General features: G+C 46.0%; 22 protein-coding genes and 1 pseudogene. 7 read left to right on the top strand and 16 right to left on the bottom strand.

Going from position 1 to position 19,803, the window contains the following annotated elements; translation table 11 throughout:
• Nucleotides 1-115: 115 nt before the first annotated feature.
• From QUA54_RS20825 to patD, 8 genes and pseudogenes are all read right to left on the bottom strand, one after another.
• Nucleotides 116-955: pseudogene (locus tag QUA54_RS20825) on the bottom strand (Uma2 family endonuclease).
• 74 nt (nucleotides 956-1,029) lie between these two features.
• A complete protein-coding gene (locus tag QUA54_RS20820; RefSeq protein ID WP_333416115.1) occupies nucleotides 1,030-2,025 on the bottom strand; it encodes an AEC family transporter in 996 nt (331 codons plus the stop codon).
• Between the two features lie 374 nt (nucleotides 2,026-2,399).
• The gene (locus QUA54_RS20815) at nucleotides 2,400-2,606 is read right to left on the bottom strand and encodes a glycogen debranching protein (protein ID WP_333204301.1); all 207 of its coding nucleotides are present in this window, start codon (nucleotides 2,604-2,606) and stop codon (nucleotides 2,400-2,402) included.
• 270 nt (nucleotides 2,607-2,876) lie between these two features.
• Nucleotides 2,877-3,368, bottom strand: coding sequence for a GNAT family N-acetyltransferase (locus tag QUA54_RS20810; RefSeq protein ID WP_333204299.1), 492 nt, complete (start codon nucleotides 3,366-3,368; stop codon nucleotides 2,877-2,879).
• A gap of 174 nt (nucleotides 3,369-3,542) precedes the next feature.
• A complete protein-coding gene (locus tag QUA54_RS20805; RefSeq protein WP_333416149.1) occupies nucleotides 3,543-4,616 on the bottom strand; it encodes an RNA polymerase sigma factor, RpoD/SigA family in 1,074 nt (357 codons plus the stop codon).
• A gap of 161 nt (nucleotides 4,617-4,777) precedes the next feature.
• Complete coding sequence (locus tag QUA54_RS20800) at nucleotides 4,778-6,451, bottom strand: ABC transporter ATP-binding protein (protein ID WP_333204297.1); 1,674 nt, start codon at nucleotides 6,449-6,451, stop codon at nucleotides 4,778-4,780.
• Nucleotides 6,452-6,754: 303 nt separating this feature from the next.
• Nucleotides 6,755-7,339 (bottom strand): zf-TFIIB domain-containing protein, encoded by a 585-nt coding sequence (locus tag QUA54_RS20795; protein ID WP_172192383.1) that lies wholly within the window; start codon nucleotides 7,337-7,339, stop codon nucleotides 6,755-6,757.
• A gap of 45 nt (nucleotides 7,340-7,384) precedes the next feature.
• Entirely contained in the window at nucleotides 7,385-7,783 is a 399-nt protein-coding gene (patD, locus tag QUA54_RS20790; protein WP_172192385.1) for a heterocyst frequency control protein PatD, read from the bottom strand.
• 450 nt (nucleotides 7,784-8,233) lie between these two features.
• Here patD and QUA54_RS20785 point away from each other — a divergent pair, with 450 nt between their 5' ends.
• Both QUA54_RS20785 and QUA54_RS20780 read left to right on the top strand, forming a co-directional pair.
• On the top strand, nucleotides 8,234-10,507 hold the full coding sequence (locus QUA54_RS20785) for a bifunctional (p)ppGpp synthetase/guanosine-3',5'-bis(diphosphate) 3'-pyrophosphohydrolase (protein WP_333416114.1): 2,274 nt from the start codon (nucleotides 8,234-8,236) through the stop codon (nucleotides 10,505-10,507).
• 205 nt (nucleotides 10,508-10,712) lie between these two features.
• Nucleotides 10,713-10,937 (top strand): DUF4926 domain-containing protein, encoded by a 225-nt coding sequence (locus QUA54_RS20780; protein ID WP_333416113.1) that lies wholly within the window; start codon nucleotides 10,713-10,715, stop codon nucleotides 10,935-10,937.
• Here the strand turns inward: QUA54_RS20780 and QUA54_RS20775 are convergent, their stop codons facing one another.
• Nucleotides 10,938-11,192, bottom strand: coding sequence for a hypothetical protein (locus QUA54_RS20775; protein WP_333416112.1), 255 nt, complete (start codon nucleotides 11,190-11,192; stop codon nucleotides 10,938-10,940). It abuts the gene before it with no gap.
• A 91-nt stretch (nucleotides 11,193-11,283) separates the two neighbouring features.
• Nucleotides 11,284-12,204 (bottom strand): glycine betaine ABC transporter substrate-binding protein, encoded by a 921-nt coding sequence (locus tag QUA54_RS20770; protein ID WP_333416111.1) that lies wholly within the window; start codon nucleotides 12,202-12,204, stop codon nucleotides 11,284-11,286.
• A gap of 178 nt (nucleotides 12,205-12,382) precedes the next feature.
• Here QUA54_RS20770 and QUA54_RS20765 point away from each other — a divergent pair, with 178 nt between their 5' ends.
• A complete protein-coding gene (locus tag QUA54_RS20765) occupies nucleotides 12,383-13,750 on the top strand; it encodes an aldehyde dehydrogenase (protein WP_333416110.1) in 1,368 nt (455 codons plus the stop codon).
• Between the two features lie 146 nt (nucleotides 13,751-13,896).
• On the opposite strand, the gene QUA54_RS20760 is transcribed toward QUA54_RS20765, so the two are convergent.
• Nucleotides 13,897-15,090 carry a tetratricopeptide repeat protein gene (locus QUA54_RS20760; RefSeq protein WP_333416109.1) on the bottom strand — a complete coding sequence of 398 codons (1,194 nt, stop codon included), beginning with the start codon at nucleotides 15,088-15,090 and terminating at the stop codon, nucleotides 13,897-13,899.
• 130 nt (nucleotides 15,091-15,220) lie between these two features.
• Nucleotides 15,221-15,367: a hypothetical protein gene (locus QUA54_RS20755; RefSeq protein ID WP_333416108.1), complete on the bottom strand. Its 147-nt coding sequence runs from the start codon at nucleotides 15,365-15,367 to the stop codon at nucleotides 15,221-15,223.
• Nucleotides 15,368-15,471: 104 nt separating this feature from the next.
• On the opposite strand from QUA54_RS20755, the gene QUA54_RS20750 reads away from it, so the two are divergent.
• The gene (locus QUA54_RS20750) at nucleotides 15,472-15,822 is read left to right on the top strand and encodes a 4a-hydroxytetrahydrobiopterin dehydratase (RefSeq protein WP_333416107.1); all 351 of its coding nucleotides are present in this window, start codon (nucleotides 15,472-15,474) and stop codon (nucleotides 15,820-15,822) included.
• Nucleotides 15,823-15,848: 26 nt separating this feature from the next.
• Here the strand turns inward: QUA54_RS20750 and QUA54_RS20745 are convergent, their stop codons facing one another.
• Entirely contained in the window at nucleotides 15,849-16,583 is a 735-nt protein-coding gene (locus QUA54_RS20745) for a response regulator transcription factor (protein WP_333416106.1), read from the bottom strand.
• A 227-nt stretch (nucleotides 16,584-16,810) separates the two neighbouring features.
• On the opposite strand from QUA54_RS20745, the gene QUA54_RS20740 reads away from it, so the two are divergent.
• Both QUA54_RS20740 and QUA54_RS20735 read left to right on the top strand, forming a co-directional pair.
• On the top strand, nucleotides 16,811-17,035 hold the full coding sequence (locus tag QUA54_RS20740) for a hypothetical protein (RefSeq protein WP_333193178.1): 225 nt from the start codon (nucleotides 16,811-16,813) through the stop codon (nucleotides 17,033-17,035).
• A 144-nt stretch (nucleotides 17,036-17,179) separates the two neighbouring features.
• The gene (locus QUA54_RS20735) at nucleotides 17,180-17,428 is read left to right on the top strand and encodes a DUF6761 family protein (RefSeq protein ID WP_172192600.1); all 249 of its coding nucleotides are present in this window, start codon (nucleotides 17,180-17,182) and stop codon (nucleotides 17,426-17,428) included.
• Between the two features lie 323 nt (nucleotides 17,429-17,751).
• On the opposite strand, the gene grxD is transcribed toward QUA54_RS20735, so the two are convergent.
• From grxD to QUA54_RS20720, 3 genes are all read right to left on the bottom strand, one after another.
• Nucleotides 17,752-18,075 (bottom strand): Grx4 family monothiol glutaredoxin, encoded by a 324-nt coding sequence (grxD, locus tag QUA54_RS20730; RefSeq protein ID WP_172192602.1) that lies wholly within the window; start codon nucleotides 18,073-18,075, stop codon nucleotides 17,752-17,754.
• 201 nt (nucleotides 18,076-18,276) lie between these two features.
• Nucleotides 18,277-18,537 carry a BolA family protein gene (locus QUA54_RS20725; RefSeq protein ID WP_172192604.1) on the bottom strand — a complete coding sequence of 87 codons (261 nt, stop codon included), beginning with the start codon at nucleotides 18,535-18,537 and terminating at the stop codon, nucleotides 18,277-18,279.
• Nucleotides 18,538-18,579: 42 nt separating this feature from the next.
• Entirely contained in the window at nucleotides 18,580-19,203 is a 624-nt protein-coding gene (locus QUA54_RS20720) for a hypothetical protein (protein WP_172192606.1), read from the bottom strand.
• 100 nt (nucleotides 19,204-19,303) lie between these two features.
• Between QUA54_RS20720 and QUA54_RS20715 the strand changes: the two genes are divergently transcribed.
• Nucleotides 19,304-19,732 carry a hypothetical protein gene (locus tag QUA54_RS20715; protein WP_333416105.1) on the top strand — a complete coding sequence of 143 codons (429 nt, stop codon included), beginning with the start codon at nucleotides 19,304-19,306 and terminating at the stop codon, nucleotides 19,730-19,732.
• Nucleotides 19,733-19,803 lie beyond the last annotated feature (71 nt).

Here is a 19,803-nt window from a genome sequence, read left to right as displayed (position 1 = left end):
TGCGACGCACCGGCTCGCGATGAGGTATGGTGCGTCGCTAGGAGAAAATCGAGTTGATTTAGAGATTGTCGATCGCGACGCACCGGCTCGGTATCTACTACGATCGGATTTGATATCAATCCTCAGCATCGGGATCGAGTCCCATCGATCGCAGTCGCTCCGCTAACTGGGTGACTTTTCGCTCTGCTTGTTTGACCCTTTGCCGTTCTTGTTCGGCCCTTTGCCGTTCTTGCTCGGTTTTTTGCTGTTCTTGTTCGGTTCTATCCCGCTCAATTTCCACTTGTTCCGAGCCAATTAATAGCAAATTTCCCTGCAAATCCCACCACCGCAGCCAAAGCAGTTCTTAATTTTGATAGCTTCCCTGCCACAGTCCCAATTCTACATCTAGTACAGGAATGGGATAGTGACCGCGTGCGTTTGGCTCCATCCTTCGATACATAAAATCTATCAAGTGATTGACCTCTAAATTGCCCGTTATCATTTCATAAATGCCGTAGTAAGGAATGCGGATAATTCTCTCGTACACCCAAAACTTACCCGGTTTAGTGGTGGTACGGTCAGCGGCCACAGTCAAGGGAGTACGATCGCGCTCTTCCTATCCATTACCGCTAGCAAATTCTAAAGCAATGAACGGAGCCATGTGTTCTCACCAAAGTACATAAGAACGGCGAAAACCATCAAGTGTTGCCGGTACATTCGGCACGTAAAACCAATTCGGTGCTTCTGCACCTCGCTCTGGTGGGTCAGTTTCTCGCCAGTCAATGCCACAATCTTGCCCGATCGCATATTGTCCATCTGGATGCAGCCGCTCTACAACCGACCCGATCGAATCTGTCAGAATGATGCTCTGGGGATGCTCCTGAAAAATTGTCACAAATGTACCGTCTTCGTCTGGCAATTTGGTATGGTCGGGGAATGCAGGAGGCAGATCTGTAGCACTTATTGGCTCGTTCATCGTCTTTTCCGTGCAGTTATTGTTCATTGTACGGCAAAATTTTAGAGCAATCTGATTTGAAACTTTAGCTAATATTAACTAAACCCAGCTAACCACAGCGGAAGCATCAACAGCAACCCGACAGAAGTGATGGCGATGCTGCTAGCTAACAAATCGCGATCGAGTTCGTAGACTTCTGCTAAAATCAGCACGGAAAGAGCTGTGGGCGTTCCAGACATCAACACCAACACGAACCTCGGATCGCCGCTAAATCCGAAATAACTAGCACCCAATCCGATCAGCACCGGCACAATTATCACTTTTAACAGCGACGGGATTAACGCCAGTTCAAAACTTTCCCATTTCTTAATAGACCTCAGCCGGATGCCAACCAGCAGTAAAGCACTGGCAATTACCACCCAAACTGCCGTCTGCAATCCCGATTCCACTGTCTGGGGTAGGGGGATATTTCTGGTTAAAAAACCAATTAAAAATGCCCACAGCGCGGGAACTGTTAGCACATCCCGGAGCTGAGTCCACCAGTGATTTTTTTGATCGGAATTCCCAAAATAACTAGCAATAAATACACCGAAACAGTAGGTTCCGATCACGTTGTTAGTGACGCTGTACAACACAGCCCAGTTGTTGTTATCGGTGCTGATGATAGAGGGGGTGATTGCTAATCCGACAAAGCCCGTATTCCCTAACATCGCAGCTAGGATAAAACTCCCTTGGCTCGATCGCTTCAGGGAATTAAAATTTAATAAGAATAAATTTACCAGAGAATTTTTGCCCTGAAAATAGGGCTTTTTCATGTGGGCCGCACTCAGCCTGCGCAATAATACCCAAGTCAGCCAAGCACAACTCGTACTCAGAAATAACACGAATATGGCGATCGCCGGCGTGAATCCCACAGCACCCGAAAAATCGCTTTGACGGGCTAAAACTAGAATTTGCAGCGGTATCCCAATCCAGAAAAGAAAGTAGCTCAGCAGCTTGGGAAAATTAACTGGGATGTACTGAAACAGCAGCAGTCCCAAGCCCGTCCAGATAACTAGAGGGGTATAAGCGTGAAATAAGGTTTCAACCATAAAAATTTAACTTGACAATTTGAAATGCCTTTATCTATTAATAGTAATGCTAAAGTCCGTTTGAGAAATGCGAATTCTCGTTAGCGGAGCCCTCGAAAAGGATCGCACTTGCATCCTTTTTCGTCCTAGCCTGTTCGCAGCACTGCGGGCCCGAAAATTTCCGCCCAAATTCCCGCACCTTGCAGGGCAAAATTCTCAGACTCGCAGCCCCAAATGCTTGCAGGTTTTTACCTTCACATTCACAAAACCTTTTTGAATTTGACCAATGTGCGATCGAGTTATCTTGCCTTTTCCGAAGTGATGCCCAACGTTTTCGTGCAGTTTCGCTCGAACCCAAATACGGCGAGACTAAAGCTGCTAATCACTTGCACCGATCAATTCAATTTCAAAGCATTAACAGGCACCTCATCCCAAGAACTAACAGTGCGCAAGGTAGCAACCCAGCCCTGCTCTTTTTGCTCTGCCGTCAAATTCTTCTCAAAAGATTCGTGGCAATCCTTCGCTTGAGTCTCATCGCAACAAGCAATGCAAGAATAAAGAAGGCCCGACGGATCGATTTGCTCGTTTACCCAAATAATCACGATCTACTCTCTCAATCAAAATCTACTGTTACTTAAATTTTCCTATATTTTTGCCAATTATCTACTCGGATTAGGCAACCCAAGATTTAAGGCGCTACAGATTTGTTGTAAGGTGCTTGTGGCACCCTACGGATTCCTTGTAAGATGCTTGTGGCACCCTACGGATTCCTTGTAAGGTGCTTGTGGCACACCTTAATTTCTTAGTCTCTTAGAAAGGGACGAAAGTTTTTGTAGGATTGATTGCAGTCGCCGAGTCTTATTGAGGGGTTTTTACAATTGTTTGGATGCCAAAGTTGCCAAAGACTCGCCCGCAACCCGGCAAATCCGCCAGTCGGGCATCACATCAGCACCGATACCCTTGTAAAATCCGATCGCCAATTCATTCCAATCCAAAACGCTCCATTCCAAACGCCCGCAGCCCCTTTCTACTGTTAACTGCGCTAAATAAACTATTAAAGACTTGCCAATTCCCCGCCCTCGAAACTCAGGCAGCACAAACAAATCTTCCAAATAAATTCCCGGCTGAGTCAAAAAAGTAGAATAATTGTAAAAAAACAGCGCCCAGCCCACAACTCGACCTTCGCACTCGGCTAAAATCGCTTCCACAAAAGGTCTATCGCCAAACAAATGATGCTCCAAATCAACGGCATTGCCAGTAACGGCATGAGATAATTTTTCGTACTCAGCTAAAGCTTTAATCAAATCAAACAGCACCGGCACGTCGGCGCGGGTAGCTGGGCGCAAAATTACCTCAGAAGACATAAATAAGTAAGTAGTACGCGACAATCAACAATTAAAAATACCACATCCAGACATTTTTAATTTGTAATTTTTAATTAAGCTTTTCCACCTTGAACCAGCATATTTACGGCGGTCTCGTAGTGCCCCTCACAATAATTTTAAGATTTTTCAAAATGCAAACTCAAATTTTTTTTCTTATTTCAACCAGCCCTTCAATCGTTCCGTCACTTGAGGGCGGCGCAGCTTTCGCATTGCCTTATTTTGAATTTGACGGACTCGTTCGCGCGACAAATTGAACAAACTGCTGACCTCTTCTAAAGTGTAAGGTTCGCCGGTCAGCAAACCGTAACGCATAGCAACAATCTCTTTTTCCCGCTCTGTCAAAATACTGTCCAACACCTCCAAAATATCTTGGCGCATCATCATCTCATTCATCTGAGCTTCGGGAGATTGCGTCGCGTTATCTTCCAGAACATCCAAAAGTTCCGAACTTTCTTCTGAGCCGATGCGGTGGTTGAGAGACAAAGATTGCCGACGTACTTGCTGGAGGTAGCGAAGATGTTCGCAAGTAACTTGCATTTCTCTAGCAAGTTCAGTTTCAGTTGGATTGCGTTGAAGAGAACGCTTCAACTCTCGATAAACTTTTTTGAGTTTATTTAACTGTTCGACAATGTGAACAGGCAAGCGAATCGTCCGCCCTTGATTGGCAATTGTCCGGGTAATTCCCTGGCGAATCCACCAATAGGCATAAGTAGAAAACTTGTAACCCTTCTCCGGATCGAACTTTTCGGCTGCCCGATTCAAACCCAAAGCTCCTTCCTGAATTAAATCGAGAAAAGGCACGCCACGATTAAGATAGCGTTTGGCAATCGAAACCACCAAGCGCAAATTCGAGCTGATCATTTTCCGTTTCGCCGACTGACACTGGTGGCGAAGCTGTTGCAGTTGAGTTTCGCTTATCCCCAAAGCCGCTGCGAGTTCAGCTTTTGTCGGCACTCTGTCCAATTCCTGCTGCAAACGCTGTTCTACTTGATCCAGGGCTACCAATTCTTGAACGCGGCGCGCCAACTCTACTTCTTCGGCTGCTGTCAGTAGAGGATACCGAGCCATTTCCTTGAACAAAGCTCCCACTGGATCGTCGGCAGACCAGTTGTTGTATGCTGACGATCGAGTTACGGTCGGACGATCGATCTCGGTGTCTTCATCTTCTGCGATCGGGAGTGAGGCTTCGGGTGCCACCGCAAAACTGCCTAGGTCAGATTCTGGCATATGGTGCTTGGTGTCGGTGGGATGATTTGAAATGTCTGCCTTCACTTTAACCAATTTAACCGGAAATTTCCGAAATCCATCTAGAAGCCGGTGAGTGATTTTAGTGGCGGATATCTGTTCGCCCCAATTTTAGTATCTGTTCGCCCCAATTTTAGGCCTTTTTATTTAGTTCGAGCCAGTAAAGGAGCTGCCTGCAATAATTGCTGAGTGTAAGGGTGCTGCGGATTAGTAAAAATATCCCTAGTCTTACCGATTTCAACAATTTTTCCAGCATTCATTACCGCAATACGATCGCAAAAAAATCTCGCCACCCACAAATCGTGCGTAATAAACAGATAAGTCAAATTAAATTCCTGCTTCAACTCCAACATCAACTCTAAAACTTGAGTCTGCACGCTGGCATCCAGCATACTCACAGGTTCGTCGCAAATTATCAGTTGCGGCCGAGTAATCAAAGCGCGGGCGATCGAAACTCGCTGCTGTTGTCCTCCCGATAATTCCCCCGGATAGCGACGAAAGAAATCCTCCCCTGGACTTAAACCCACCCGCTCTAACATTTGGATTACTTCTTTTTTAGCTTCGCGCGCATTAGCTAATTTGTGAATAAACAAAGGGTCAGCAATACTTTGCCCGACAGTCATCATCGGATTCAGGCAAGCGTGGGGGTCTTGAAATATCATTTGCATTTCGCGGCGGTGCTGCCTCACAGCATCGCGGTTCAGGGCAGTTATATCTATCCCTTGAAATTCAACTTTGCCGCCAGTCGCGGTTATTAGCTGCAAAATCGTGCGTGACAAGGTACTTTTGCCGCAGCCGGACTCCCCCACAAGCCCTAGGATTTCTCCCCGTTGTAGCTCTAAACTAACGCCGTCTACTGCTTTAATTACCTGGCGATTCCGGGCAAATAACTGATCTAATAAATTGCTTTCTAAATTGTAGTGTTGCTGCAAATCCGTCACTGTCAAAAGAGGAGAATTTGTTAAGTTGGCAGTAACGACTTCAGTCCTGATTTCCTCGAATGCTAACCCTTTGTCCGAATCAGCTTGAATGTGCAAAGCTGCTTTGAGGAGCGATCGAGTATATTCGTGCTGAGGCTGTTCAAAAACGTTTTTCACCGGCCCTGTTTCTACCACTTTGCCGCCGTACATCACCGCAATGCGATCGCAATACTCAGCCACCATCGCCAAATCGTGAGAAATCAACAAAATAGCCGTTCCCCGTTCCGCGCAAAGTCTGGTTAATTCTTGCAAAATCTGGGCGGCGACAGTTACGTCCAAACTTGTAGTCGGTTCGTCCGCCACAATTAATTTAGGATCGAGCAAAAGAGCCAAAGCAATTGCTACTCTTTGCCGCATTCCGCCGCTAAATTCGTGGGGAAATTGCGACCAGCGAGACGCCGGAATTTTCACAGCTTCCAAAATGTCGATCGCCCGTTTCTTAGCTTGCTTGCGATCCAAATTCGGTATGTGAGCTTGCAAAGTCTCGATGCAGTGTTCCCCGACAGTCATCAAAGGATCGAGACGAGTCATCGGATCTTGAAAAATCAATGCCACAGCTTCGCCCCGAAACCGTCTCAGCCGCGAAGCATTCATGTCAAACACCGACTCTCCAGCAAAACTAACTCGCCCCTCAATCAGCGTTGAATCCGGCAGCAACCGCATCGCCGCCCTTCCCAAAGTAGACTTACCGCACCCAGACTCCCCAACTAATCCCAGCTTTTCCCCGGGTTTCAGCGTCAGGGAAACCCCGTCAACGGCCCAACCGGATTGGCCCCGCCGCTGAGGATAAGCTACTCGCAGATTGTCAACTGAAAATAGAGAAGAGTCATTAGTCATTAGTCATTAGTCCTTAGTCTGTTGTCTGTTGTCTGTTGTCTGTTGTCTGTTGACTGTTAACTGTTGACTGTTGACTGTTGTCTGTTGTTATTTATTATTTATCAATATACTGGCGGTTAGTTGTTAGTTATTAGTATTGTTCAGGACTTATTAGTTATTGGCAATAAACCGATATGCTGTTTGTAAATACCAATATAAATTGCTACAAACAAAGATTTTATCACTACATCATTAACCGACCAACCGCTTACTAACAACAGTCAACAGTCAACCGTCAACAGTCAACTGTCAACAGCCAACTGACTAAATTTCCCTTCGCTTCAACTCAGCTCTCCGCAGTATGTAAGTAGCCGCACAATCTGCGTGAGGATGGTCTGCTAAAACTTCCGCGAGTTCCAACACATATCCGGCGATATCCGGCCCCAGCTTCTCAGTCAGCACTTGACGTTCCCGAGAGGCGAGTTCTTGAACCCGAGCCTTAGCTTGCCAATTGGGAGAAAACATCTTGTCAATCTCGGTGTGGAATCCCAGACTTTCGAGAATGTCCCACTCGCCGTTATCGCACCAAATGCCCCCGCACAACATACAGCGCTCTATGTAAAAGGGCACTCTGCTGAAGGGAACTTTCGCCCGCGACAGATAGTGACCGTCTTCGGGACACAGCGCTGCTTTGCTGTCGTAGGGAGACGGCGTGAATTCTATGCCGAGAGTGCCTGCCGCCTCTGGCTTCTGGGATTTGTTGTACCACTGGCTCTGCTCTTTCTGCCAAGCTTCGTATTCTCTGCCTGGAATCCAGATACCGTAACAGTTCGGACACCACTGCACCGACATACTGCCGGCTAAGGTGCCGCCTTCTAAGTTGGGATGTTTACATTTTGGACATTCCACCGCTTTATTTCTCCTTGCCTTCTCAATTCCCTGTTAATTCAATTATTAATTCTGTATCTGGGCGGGCCCTGAAGAACCAGAATTTTTTTGCAGCAGCGCGCCGCAGTAGCCAATTAGCGTGTTGAGCCGCGCGATCGCCGCAGTTTGCCTCGCCTCTGCTGTCGCTGGCTGGCGCGACGCTTGCAAAAACGTGACATCTGTCCCCAATAACCGCAGTTGCTTGTGAATTTCAGTCAAATAGGACTGCTCTGGGGGTGTGTCTGAGGCGTCTAACTCATCGCTTTCGGCTCTCATAATTTGGTTTCCGAAAAATTGTTGCACTTTTCTGTATTCGATCGCCAGCGCTGCCCGATCCAGATTATCCTGTGCAGCAGTTCTTTGTAGTTGTTCTAGTGCTTGCTGTAATTCTTGGTAGCACTGGCGGCGGTCTTCGGACAATATCATGATTTTGTAAACAAATTTGTATTTATAATCAAAGTAGATTCTTGCTTAAGGTTTGCTCGTATTAAGGGAAGCCGTGCGTTTTTGCAGCAATTCCCTGTTTTTTGAGAACTTTTTCTGATAGAGTTCCCTGACTAAACCCTTCTGGCTCATGCTTTTAGTTTAGCGTTGCCTGTGAATGCCGAGCGCCAGCTACCTCAACTGCTACCGCCAAAATATGCTTATTTTACCCGATCGACAGACCGCGGTGGCAGTGGTATCACTATATTTTCCTACCTGAGAGGGGGGCGACTCGGAATTAGATAGGTATAGTTAACACAAAAATCGACTATTTTTTTGAATTGCAAATTGTGGCATTCAATTAGTTTAGTATAGCTAAACACATAATTTCGGCAATTCAACCGAAAGCCGGCTTTTAACCATTTGTATTTCTAAGTTTTAAAGGTGTACCTCATGAACGCGAACACTCTGACTCCCTCTCATTCCATCGATCCTGCTGTAGTTCCCGATTGGCTGCAAGAATGCATGAATGCTCCATCGCAGCCTGATGCTGGCCCTAACCCGAATTGCTCGACTGACAACAGCTTAATTTGTCGGGCTTTTGAATTTGCCCGCGACTTGCACGAAGGACAGTACCGCAAATCTGGAGAACCTTACATTTGCCATCCGGTAGCTGTCGCTGGAATACTCCGGTATATGGGCGGCAACAACGTCATGATTGCCGCCGGCTTCCTCCACGACATTGTTGAAGATACAGATATTACTCTAGAAGAAATAGAACAGCGGTTCGGCGCGGAAGTGCGACAGTTGGTGGAAGGTGTCACCAAGCTTTCTAAGTTTAACTTTTCCAGCAAAACAGAGCGCCTTGCTGAAAATTTCCGCCGAATGTTCCTAGCAATGGCTAAAGATATTCGCGTCATTGTTGTCAAACTGGCAGACAGGCTGCACAACATGAGGACTTTGGAGCATTTGTCCGAGGAAAAGCAGCGCAGTATTGCTCTAGAAACCCGAGAGATTTTTGCTCCCCTGGCGAACCGTTTGGGTATCGGGCGCTTTAAGTGGGAATTGGAAGATTTAGCGTTTAAATACCTGGAACCGGAAGCTTATCGCGAAATTCAGGAATTGGTGGCCGAGAAGCGGGCCGATCGAGAAACTCAACTCGCAGAAGTCACAGATAGTTTGCGAGAAAGACTTGACAATTTAGGCATTAAATGCTATGAAGTTAGCGGTCGTCCCAAACATTTGTACGGGATTTACGGGAAGATGCAGCGCCGGCAAAAAGGGTTTAAGCAAGTGTACGATATTGCTGCGGTGCGGATCATAGTAGAAAGCAATGATGACTGTTATCGTGCTTTGGCGATCGTCCACGATTCTTTCCGCCCGATTCCCGGCCGCTTTAAAGATTATATCGGTTTACCAAAAGCGAATCGCTATCAATCTTTGCACACCGGAGTAATCGGAACCAGCGGCCGCCCCATCGAAGTACAAATTCGCACCGTAGCAATGCACCACATTGCAGAATACGGCATTGCCGCGCACTGGAAATACAAAGAAACTGGCGGTTCTAACACAACAGTCACCGGCGACGACGAAAAATTTACTTGGCTGCGGCAACTCCTAGAATGGCAAAGCGACCTCAAAGACGATCAGGAATATTTACAAAGCATTAAGGACAACTTATTCGACGAAGATATTTACGTTTTTACTCCTAACGGAGACGTGATTGCTCTCAATAGCGGGTCAACTCCCGTAGATTTTGCTTACCGCATTCACACAGAAATTGGCAATCGCTGCACCGGTGCCAGAGTCAACGGGCGAATGGTAACACTAGACAAGGTTTTAAAGAACGGCGATATTGTAGAAATCTTGACCCAAAAAAATGGTCATCCTAGTTCCGACTGGCTGAATTTTGTCAAGACAAACGGAGCAAAAAACCGAATTCGTCAGTGGTTGAAGCGATCGCACCGAGATGAAAACCTCGCTCGCGGGCGCGAATTGCTGGAAAAAGAATTAGGTAAAAACGGCTTGGAATCTTTGCTGAAATCTGAACCCATGCAGTCTGTGGCTCAGCGGTGCAACTACCACAGTGTCGAAGATTTAATCGCGGGTTTGGGCTACGGCGAAGTTACCCTAAATCTCGTGGTAAATCGACTGCGAGATTTAGTAAAAGTGCAGCAAAAAATTGAAGCTGCTCCCGGAGGAGGACAGGAATTGCCCCAGCTAATACCTGCATCGACGACACCGAAACCAGTACCGAGTTCGTCTCCGAGCAAATCGCCGATCGCAGGTGTAGAGGGATTGCTGTACCATTTATCCGGCTGTTGTTGTCCGATTCCTGGGGAAGCAATTATTGGAGTTGTGACTCGCACTCGCGGAATTTCGATTCACCGGCAAGGGTGTTCAAATGTTGAGAGCGTACCGGGCGATCGGTTAGTTCCTGTGAGTTGGAATTCTAGCGATCGCAATGGTAGCCGTCCGAATACTTATGCAGTTAACATTCAAATTGAGGCGCTCGATCGAGTCGGAGTTCTAAACGATGTATTGTCGCATTTGAAGGACAACAAAGTAAACGTTCGCAGCGCTCAAGTAAAAACCTATCCCGGTTTGCCCGCATTAATTGACTTGTGCATGGATATTGAGGATAAGGAACAGTTCGAGCGGACTTGTATGCAAATTAAAAAGATGAGCGATATTTTGAATTTGCGCAGGCTGAGTGAAGGGACTTAAGTAAGGGAGGATACGGCAATGCCGTTTCCCTACCCTAAAATAATCGTAGCTTGCGGGGCGGAACGCCCGGAGTGCTCGCACCCGATGTAACTATCGCCCGATTAATTGTAGGGAAGCGGCACTGCCGTTTCCTGACTGTGGATAATATTAATTCCGATGCCGCCGGATTTGATATTACCACTCGCTGACAAGAGGTTAAGCCCCCATGAAATTTAAACTGTTTTCACAGGTAGCATTGCGAGAAGACATCCCTAAGTACGGTCTAAAAAAAGGTGCTACAGCAACTGTTGTAGAACACTACCAGATGCCTGAAGGTGAAGAAGATGGCTATAGCTTAGAGAGTTTCAATGTCGAAGCAATTACGGTTGAAGTTGCAGAGTCGCAGATAGAAGCAATAAAAGCTGCTGTTTTGCAACTTGGAAAATATTGATTACCATTCGCCTTCCACCAGCCTGCGATGAGAACGACTCATCTTGCGAAGCAAAACTTGTTCTTCTTCAGAGAGAGGTGTTTCGCAAGCAGCATTAATTTTTTCTAACAGTTGTTGATTTTCGCGGCGGCGGATAAATTCTTCAAGCGCTATTTCGATCGAAAAACTCTGCGAAATTTGCATTTCGCCAGCTAATGTTTCGGCTTGTTCAAATAAAGATGCTGGCAATGAGATAGCAGTTTTGACAGTTCTCATAGCTTTATACCTTCATTTATTTATATGAGTCTAACTAATAATATAGCTAACTACAATACCGTTCAGCAAACAGCCAGAACAATGAAACCCTTTATTTCGCCGGAGTTACTGGCTTTGAGTCGCCAAACTTTTGCTGCAAAAACTCCCGCGCCACTTGTCCCGCTTCTTGCTGTTCCCCGTCAACTTGATAGTTGAGTTTACGCATATCTTCCTCGGAGATTTTGCCGCCCAATTCTGCGAGAACTTGACGCAATTCTGGGTATTTTTCCAAAATTTGCGATCGCACAACCGGAACTGCTTCGTAGGGCGGGAAATAGTTTTTATCATCTTTCAGCACTACTAAACCCAAACTTTGAATCAAACCGTCCGTCGTATTACCAGCAATCACATCTACTTCTTTTTGTTGCAGCGCTTGATAAAGCAATCCTAATAACAATTCCTTCGGTTCTTCCGCAAATTTAATCCCGTAAGTTTTAGCTAATCCGGGAAATCCATCTTCTCTATCTTTGAATTCTGGGCCGAAACCAGCGCGCAATTTTGGTGCAGCTTTGCCTAGTTGCGAGAGAGTTTGCAAATTGAGTGTTTTAGCCTGATCTCCCCGCAAAATAATCGCAAAACTGTTATTAAATCCCAGCGGTTCCGTCCATTCTGCTTTAAACTGTTTGGGATATTCTTGTTTGAGGTAATCAAGGACTTTTTTGGGGTCAGAAATCGGTTTTTGTTTCAGTATGTTGGCGTAAGCAGTACCCGTGTATTCGACGTACAAGTCGATTTTACCTGCGGTTAGGGATTGATGGCAAAGCGAACCTCCGAGATTCTGTTCTTGTTCTACTTTGATATCTGTTTTAGCTTCGATGTGCTGTGCTAAAATTTCTGCGAGAATGGCTTGTTCGGTAAAGTCTTTCGAGCAGATGACAACTTGCTTTTGGGGCTTAGAGGTACATCCTGCTACTGCAAACAAACAAAGCAGCCAGCAGGAATAGAAAAAAAAATCGTTCTTAGATATTTTCATAAGCGAACTCCGTTGTCAGTTCCACAATTATTAGCTTCTAATTTATAGCATTTCTCAAGGATTTGTAAAGCCAAGATCCACGACTTACTGAAGAAGTTGGGGATATAACACCGATCGCACTTTACCCAAGTTCCGTTTTCTTGTTGTAACATTTATTGATAGACATGGAGGACTAAATATGGTAATCAGAGTCAGCGATATTATCCAGCAGCAGCGGCAATTTTTTGCGACTGGGAAAACTAAAGATGTGGATTTCCGGATCGAACAACTCAAGAATCTCAAAAGTGCGATCGTTTCCAATCAATCACGGATTGTGGATGCTGTCAAGGCGGATTTGAACAGGCCGGAGTACGAGGCTTATTTTGAAATTGCTACGATCGCAGAAGTTAATTATGCCATCAAAAATGTTAAATCGTGGGCAAAGCCGAAAAAAGTGCCTACTTCGATCGACCAATTCCCAGCATCAGCCCGCATTTACCCAGAACCTTTGGGCGTTGTTTTAATCATCGGGCCTTGGAATTACCCATTTCAGCTAATGATATCACCCTTGGTCGGGGCGATCGCCGCAGGCAACTGCGCCATCCTCAAACCTTCAGAAATCGCCTCGCACACGTCGGCAGTTGTCGCCGACATGATTGCCAAAACCTTCGATCCCGCCTACGTAGCCGCCGTCGAAGGAGGAGTCGAAATCAGCCAACAATTATTAGCCGAAAAATTCGACCACATCTTCTTTACAGGCGGCACAAAAATCGGTAGAATAGTCATGGAAGCCGCCGCCAAACACCTGACACCTGTGACATTAGAATTGGGCGGCAAAACTCCTTGCATTGTAGACTCAGATATTCAAGTTGAATACACTGCTAAACGCATTGCGTGGGGCAAATTCATCAATGCCGGTCAAACTTGTATCGCCCCAGATTACCTGTTAGTTGATAAAAAAGTTAAACCCGATTTGATGCAGGCAATTAAAACAGCTATTCACGGATTTTACGGCGACGACCCGCAGAAAAGTCCCGACTATTCCCGAATTATTAATCAGCATCATTTAGGACGTTTGGCAGAGTTTATCAAAGACGGAGAAGTTGTCGTCGGCGGTCAAACAAACCCCGAAGATAAATATATTGCACCGACGGTTATCGACAAGGTTTCCTGGGATGCGCCTGTGATGAAGGATGAGATTTTCGGGCCGATTTTGCCAGTTTTGGAGTATGATGATTTCGGGGAGGCGATCGCCCAAATCAACGCCCGTCCCAAACCCCTAGCTTTGTATTTGTTCTCGAAGGATAAAGAGAAACAAAAGCGAGTTTTGCGGGAAACTTCTTCGGGGGGAGTTTGTCTAAACGACACGGTTATGCAAATCGGAGTAACAAGTTTACCTTTTGGCGGAGTTGGCGACAGCGGCATCGGCACCTATCACGGCAAAGCAAGTTTTGACACCTTTTCGCATCAAAAAAGCGTGCTGCAAAAGTCATTTTTACTTGACTTAAAATGGCGCTACGCTCCCTATCTAGGTAAGTTGGATTTGATTAAGAAAGTTATCGGTTGATATTGCCTAAGCACCAGATTCCCCCTCACCCCCCAGGGCTGTTTCTTTCTCCCGAAGTCCGCCAGGGGTTTCAACTCCTGCCGGACTGAATTTTTGACGTGTTTGTTGTTAGCAAAGATCGCCTCCTTCAATCCGATATCCCTGTTCTAATCGGTGCTGTGCCATTCTCTCTCGATTTTCTCCAAATCCTTCGCCGCTCGCAATTGTTGAAAAATTATATATGCTGTATCGTAATGTTGTTGAGCAACTTCTGTGTTGCCGCGCTTTCGCTCAAGTCGCGCTAAATCGTAGTTAATTTCGGCAATATGCCAACTCATCCCCAGTTTTTGCATTTTTCCTAAAGCTTCTGTTAACAGTTGTTCTGCTGTATCTAGATTGCCTCTACCGAGTTCATTGTCTCCCAGACAACCGATCGACTTTGCTATCCCTTCGCGCTCGCCCAATTCTGTCGTCATTTCCAAACATTGCCGAAAAAGTTTCTCTGCTTCATCCCAATTGCCCCGCTTTTTCTCGATATCTCCCAAATTTCCCCAAGAAGATGCCATGCCCGAGCGATCGCCCAATTCTGTTCTCAATGCCAAAGATTGCCGGTAGAGTTTCTCAGCTTCATCCCATTTGCCACGACATTTTTCTATATATCCTAACGATGCCCAAGAAGATGCCATGCCCGAGCGATCGCCCAATTCTGTTCTCAATGCCAAAGATTGCCGATAGAGTTTCTCAGCTTCATCCCATTTGCCACGACTTCGCTCGATACTTCCCAACGATGCCCAAGAAAATGCCATGCCCGATCGATCGCCCAATTCTGTCATCATTTCCAAACATTGTCGATAGAGTCTCTCTGCTTCATCCCACTGGCCATGACATCGCTCGATATCCCCCAACGCTCCCCAAGAATATGTCATGCCTGAGCGATCGCCCACTTCTGTCATCATTTCCAAACATTGCCGGTAGAGTCTCTCAGCTTCATCCCAATTGCCGCGACGTCGCTCGATACCTCCCAACATCCCTAATGAAGTAGCCATGTCGCTCTTATTATCTTCTTTTTGCGCAATTGATAACGCATCTTTAAAATATTGTTGTGCTAAATCCCAATTCCCCAAATTTAGATGAATTTCACCTATATTTTTTAAACAATAGGAACGCTCGCGCTCGTCAACATGAAGTAATATTTTTTCGTACAACTCTTGGAGTAAAGTCCAGTATCCCCATCTTTTGAGATAGTAATTCAAATTATACTTGATTAACCAATATGCTTTCCTGTAATTGCCCAAGTGAAACGCCAAATTTTGAGATTCTATAACATCTTGTAAATCTTCTAAACTTTGAGGATTTTTCATAATTTAACCAGTCTGGCTACCTGTGGGTAAGTCTTATTCACTTGACAAAAAAGTATCGCTGTAGTTAAGTCTATCCTCAAAATCGCATTTGAGTATTATCTCAAGTGAAAAAAAATATTATCATTTCTGGTCATTCCAGCGATCGCCTCTGCCTCCTTTGCTGGTTTCGTTCCATCCAGCTACTTGCTGCGACTAGAAACTTTAAAACTGCGAATGCTTCTGCTAACAAATAGTTCAAATACAAGGATTGCTCATCTTTTGTATGAACGATTTTCATCACAATGTCTACTTAACTCTTAACGGACTGTAGCTCTGTTCTAAGTCATTCAGATTAGAAATGTCTATAATGTCTTTTAGCATCTTCTCGCTAACAAGCCATTTATGGAACCTTTAGCAAAAGAACGCTGTGCCGCCTGCCGCCCAAACTCTCCCCGCGTCACAGCTTACGAAATTGTCCAACTCAAACCTCACATTCCCGAGTGGAATTTCATCGAAAAAAATGGCATTCCCCAAATAGAACGCACATACAAATTCCCGGATTTCAAAAGTGCGATCGCCTTTACAAACAGCGTCGGCGAAGCAGCAGAAACTGAAGGACATCACCCCGCACTTTTAACCGAGTGGGGAAAAGTTACCGTTACTTGGTGGACTCACGCGATTTCTGGACTGCACCGCAATGATTTTATTATGGCGGCGAAAACCGATGCGATCGCCAATAAATTCCCAACATAAAATCCGACTTATAGCCCGATAATAGTTTAAGAACTCACAGCTCCGGGTACCAGCGGTAAATGCCGTTGACTCCCATTCAACAACTCCAGATTCAGTCGGTAGCCGACATTCCGTACAGTTTGAATCAGGCTCGGCTGTCGCGGGTCGATTTCTATTTTTTTACGCAGAGAGAGTACGTGAGTGTCGATCGTCCGGGGGTTATCAATAGCATCGGGCCACGCCCGCCGCAGCAAATCAGAGCGCGACAGCGGCACTCCTCCAGCTTGAGCCAGCACGTAAAGCAGGCTAAATTCCTGGGGAGTCAGCTCAATATGTTCCTCGTACAACCTCACTCGGCGCTGCACCAAATCAATTTTCAGCAGCCCGCACTCCAGGGTCGCCGGCGGTATCATCGTGCGGTTGCGGCGCATCAGAGCCTCCACCCTGGCCATAAACTCTTGCATCCCAAAGGGTTTAGTCAGGTAATCGTCTGCGCCCGACTTCAAACCTTCAACAATATCCGATTCCGAATTCCGCGCCGACAGCATCAAAATCAGCGACTGCTGCTGCTGTTGCAGCCAGCGGCAAAATTCCAAACCGTCCCCATCAGGCAATTGGGCATCCAGAATGACTAGGGTTGGCTGGCGGCTGAAAAATATTTCCCTAGCGTGACTGATATCCGCTGACTGGTGCACCCAGTGACCGACTTGCTGTAGATGCCAGCCCAAGAGCGATCGCAGGTGCGGATTCCCTTCAACAATTGAAATACTTGCAGATTCCACAGAGGCGAGCTTCCCTTATCACTAATGGCTACCAGGTTAACAGAGCTTTTGTCAAGGTTTTGTAACCAGCGCTACTCAAGCATGAGCTGCCTTTAAAGCGGAGAACAAACCGAGGGGATGAATTTTAAAAATTTGGTCAATTTGGACTCGTCAGTCCGCAGAAAGGTTAAATCATTCTGGCGATGAGCTTACAATGAAAATAAGACAGTGTAAAGCCGATCGATCTTATGCCCCAACCGCCTGCTACAACCGAACCCCCCGGCCCAGCCGCCACCCATAGGAGGTTGACAAATCGCGCAACTGAAACTAAAATTCCTCCAACCGTTCGCTCGGTAGCCGGAAGACTCACCCACTTTGACCGCAAAATTCAGCAACATCCCGACTCAATTAAACGCACGGCGGATTATCTAGGTGCGCGCAAAAAAGTCGAGCCACTGCATTGCAGCGAGTGAAATTTTTTATGGAGGGTAGCCTGTTGAGCAGGGTAAAAACTTTTATTTAGAAATAGCCTCAAGCTGAGCCAATCAGCATCAATCGAGGCCGTTCCTAAATCCCGCCGTCATTATACAAACCACAAAGGATTTCAACCTCACACCATGCTACAAGACACCCAAACAATCAGGCACTACCAAAAACTCACCGACGCCCTCGTCGAAATGTGGAATAGAGGTTATCGCTTTGATGACCTGCGGCTTTACTTAGATGGCTATTTAGCAGCCCTGCGGCATTCCAACGGTCTGGAACCCTATCTGATTCACAGACTAGAGGAAGAAGCAGCGCGTTACATTCACGACCCATCCAATTTTGCAATGCCACAGACACAAACTGAATCAGACTACTATTAATACCAAATTCGGTTTAATAAACCCGCTGATTATTGGGTAATTGGTAATAGCTTTTTTGATACCCACAGCTATTACCAGAATGATTGAAGGGCTCAGAAAATCCAGTTTTGGTATAAAAGTTCAGTCAGGAAGTTGCAAGCTGTAGTTTCAAAATTGATGTTTAGTAGGGCGGGCCGTGTCCGCCCTACTGTTGTTAAAGTTAGAAATTTGGGAAAGTTTTGAGTTCCGAACTAAGATTTTTTTAAGTCTTTCACCCCAAAATTAAAACTCAAAATTCACAACTCAAAACTCACAACTTTCTTTCTCCTTTCCCTTCCTTGTATTTAAGAAGCCAAAGCAACTTCTACAACTTCTTGCAATTCGCCCTTTTGATACATCTCGATCATAATATCCGAGCCACCAATAAACTCCCCGTTGATATAGACCTGGGGAATTGTCGGCCATTGGGAATACTCTTTAACGCCTTGACGAATTTCCTGGTCTGCCAAAACATCAACAGTTTCGTAAGGCACTCCCAAAGTATTGAGAATTTGCACCACAGTATTAGAGAAACCGCACTGGGGCATTAACTTATTGCCCTTCATAAACACCATGATTTTGTTTTGCTTAACCAACTCGTCAATTCTTTCATGTGCTGCTGTAGTCATGGTAGCTCCTAATATTGTTTGAAAATTTTTAAACGTTGACTGACGCAGAAACCGGGTTTTTTACGAAAATCTTTCGTTACAGCCATAGATTCCGGTTAAAAAACCCGGTTTCTTTGGTTTTCGTGCGTAAGTGCAGCAGTTGTCTCTCAAGCAACTCTTGACACCAGCACCAACTTGCGATACCCAATTGCGACTCAACAATTAAGCAACTTGACTTTTCGCTTCCCATTCAGCGGGAGTTAAGGTTTCCAAGCCCAAAGCGTGGATGGCTTCACTAGCCATAGCCTGTTTGAGAGCGCCGTAAACCAGTTGGTGCTGCTGTACTCGGCTTTTTCCTTCAAAGGCTGCAGAGACTACTCTGGCCTGATAGTGGTCGCCGCCGCCGGTCAAATCGTCAACTTGTATTTTAGCGTCGGGCAACCCTGCCTTAATCATTTCTGCTACTTGAGACGGTGTAACCATAGGTTTCTCTGATAAACGGCTGTAATTTAGATTTTAGGGGAACTATTTGGTCGATGAACTCGGTTGACTGCTGGCGGGTCGGGGAAAGGGCGAATCCACAAAACCCAATTCCAGTAACTGCTGGTAAGCTTTCTTGCCCAAGTCGCGAGTTGGCTGCTGCGATCGAATAATCTGAATCAGCAGGGGCACAGCCAGTTCGGGCTTATTTTGCGCCCGGTGTACCAACGCCAGGCGGTAGGTAGCTTCGTCGCGCATTTGGGCTGTTTCTACAGCTTTGGTGCGGTGGCTTTCGGCCAAGCGGATGTCAATTCCGGCAAAACTGCTCCCCAGTTGTTGGTAGAAGTTGGATAGTTGATTGAAAATTTGGCGGGATTCTTGGAGTTTTTGAGTAGCGAGTGCGTAATTCTGATCGGAAATAGCACTGCTGGCTTCTGTCATCAAACGCTGACCTCCCTGGACACTCAGCAGGCTGCTGTCTTGTGTTAGAGGGCGGAGATTGTTGGGGTCTGTGGGGTCGTCGGCGGGTTCGACTTGCGGTTGGTTCTCTGGCGCAGAAGGTTGTTGTGCTTGGACTTGGAGCGGTTGCAACAGGGTAAAAGCTGCGATCGCCCCGATCGTAATCCGGGCAGTGGAGCGAAGCCAGCAAACAGTTCCAGAGTATACCATGAAATTACTTTGCGCCTGTGCGCTTTAAAAAAATATTTAGCTTGAGCCGATCTTACCATTGGCGATCGCAACCGGCTAAGTGTAAACCAAATTTTTTGAAATGTCAAAGGGTGCGCGATCGATTTTGGATTTTAGATTTTGGATTTTAGATTTTGGATGGAACAAGGAAATAGCGGGGGATGGGACAGATCCCGGCAATCTAGTCCTGAACGCAGAAACCGGGTTTTTTCACCTAAATACTGCCTTTGAGGCATTAAAAATGGTGGAAAACCCGGTTTCTTTGGTTTTGATGGGTAAGTCCCGATCTAATTCAACAATCGAACGAACCATGAATATCGCAATTGAAAGAACAGCTTACGGTCAACTACTGGCGAAATCGCAGCCTAAGCCCATCCTGAATCAAGAAAATTATGAGTTCGCCCTCGCAGAAGTCGAATCCCTAATGTCCCAGGAAGAATTAACTCTAGAAGAAGAAACTTTACTGAGTCTCTGGGGGCTGTTGATCGAAGAATACGAATCAAAATATTAGACCTCTTGCAAAATAATTTTATGATATAATGAAAAGTTTTGCTGAGAGTTGATTGAATCCCAACTCCTAAC

The sequence above is a fragment of the Microcoleus sp. MOSTC5 genome (assembly GCF_036701825.1).
Classification (GTDB): Bacteria; Cyanobacteriota; Cyanobacteriia; order Cyanobacteriales; family Microcoleaceae; genus Microcoleus; species Microcoleus asticus.
Note: the sequence above shows the minus strand (reverse complement) of the source record. Positions and strands in the feature narration are given on the sequence as shown.